The organism is Pseudomonas sp. NY15364 (genome assembly GCF_048068235.1).
Taxonomy (GTDB): domain Bacteria; phylum Pseudomonadota; class Gammaproteobacteria; order Pseudomonadales; family Pseudomonadaceae; genus Aquipseudomonas; species Aquipseudomonas mendocina_D.
On record NZ_JBLUPX010000087.1, the window covers coordinates 1 to 840 of the forward strand.

General features: G+C 58.1%; 3 protein-coding genes. All 3 read left to right on the plus strand.

Annotated features, from left to right (window positions below; all coding sequences use genetic code 11):
* The first annotated feature begins 108 nt into the window (after positions 1-108).
* Positions 109-354, plus strand: coding sequence for a hypothetical protein (locus ACNFCJ_RS24040; RefSeq protein ID WP_416773890.1), 246 nt, complete (start codon positions 109-111; stop codon positions 352-354).
* Positions 354-632 carry a DUF4031 domain-containing protein gene (locus ACNFCJ_RS24045; protein WP_416773891.1) on the plus strand — a complete coding sequence of 93 codons (279 nt, stop codon included), beginning with the start codon at positions 354-356 and terminating at the stop codon, positions 630-632. The genes ACNFCJ_RS24040 and ACNFCJ_RS24045 overlap by 1 nt, the downstream gene beginning before the upstream one ends.
* Positions 625-840 (plus strand): hypothetical protein (locus ACNFCJ_RS24050; RefSeq protein WP_416773892.1); only part of this gene is annotated, 216 nt, incomplete at its 3' end. The genes ACNFCJ_RS24045 and ACNFCJ_RS24050, both read left to right, overlap by 8 nt.

Consider the following 840-nt stretch of genomic DNA (forward strand, 5'->3'; position numbering starts at 1 on the left):
CAAGGAACTGCGTGAGCTGGCAGCCGCGTGCAACGAAGTGGCGGATTGGCTGGATGAACGCGCCGTAAAAGCCCAGCAACCCAGCCAGAGCGAAGAAGGAGAGGTGTGATGGCTACCCACTTCGACCCGCGACCAAACGATGACGCTCCTGATCAGGCTCCGTGCGGAACCTGGCTCGGAGATAGTAGCGAGCTATCCGCCAACTGGGCGCACGTCGATTGCCGACTGTGCCTGCAACGCAAATCTCAAATCATGGCTGCGCACTCCATGGAGGAGGCCGCCATTGTCGAGCAGATGGGCGATATGGCTTCGTACATGCGCCAAGCAGAGGCCACCGAAGAAGGAGAGGTGTGATGGCTGTCTACGTCGACGACGAGCGAATGCCCTACAGACGCATGCTCATGTGCCACATGCTGGCGGACACCACCGAGGAACTGCTGGAAATGGCCGACAAGATCGGTGTACAGCGTAGGTGGCTCCAGCACTCCGGCACGCCCAAGGAACACTTCGACATCTGCCTGAGCAAGCGCGCCAAGGCTCTCCAGCACGGAGCCCTTGATGCTGACCGCGCCAAGGTTGTCGAGATCATAAGAACGAAGCGTGAACGCGCAGCAGGAGGTCAAGATGAGTGAGCTGACACAGGCCAAAGCAAAGGAGTTGCTTGATTACGACCCAGAAACAGGGCGGATCACATGGAAGGTCAGCCCATGCCAATCAATCCCAGCTGGATCTCCTGCTGGCGGAATTCACGTCGAAGGGTATCTGCGGATCAAGGTCAACTACCACGGATACCTTGCTCACCGCCTTATTTTCTTCATGCAAACAGGACGGTGGCCAGTG

Bases quoted from the DNA above. Each gene is read 5' to 3' on its own strand.
- ACNFCJ_RS24045 (WP_416773891.1), top strand. From the start codon at position 354: ATGGCTGTCTACGTCGACGACGAGCGAATGCCCTACAGACGCATGCTC.
- ACNFCJ_RS24040 (WP_416773890.1), top strand. From the start codon at position 109: ATGGCTACCCACTTCGACCCGCGACCAAACGATGACGCTCCTGATCAG.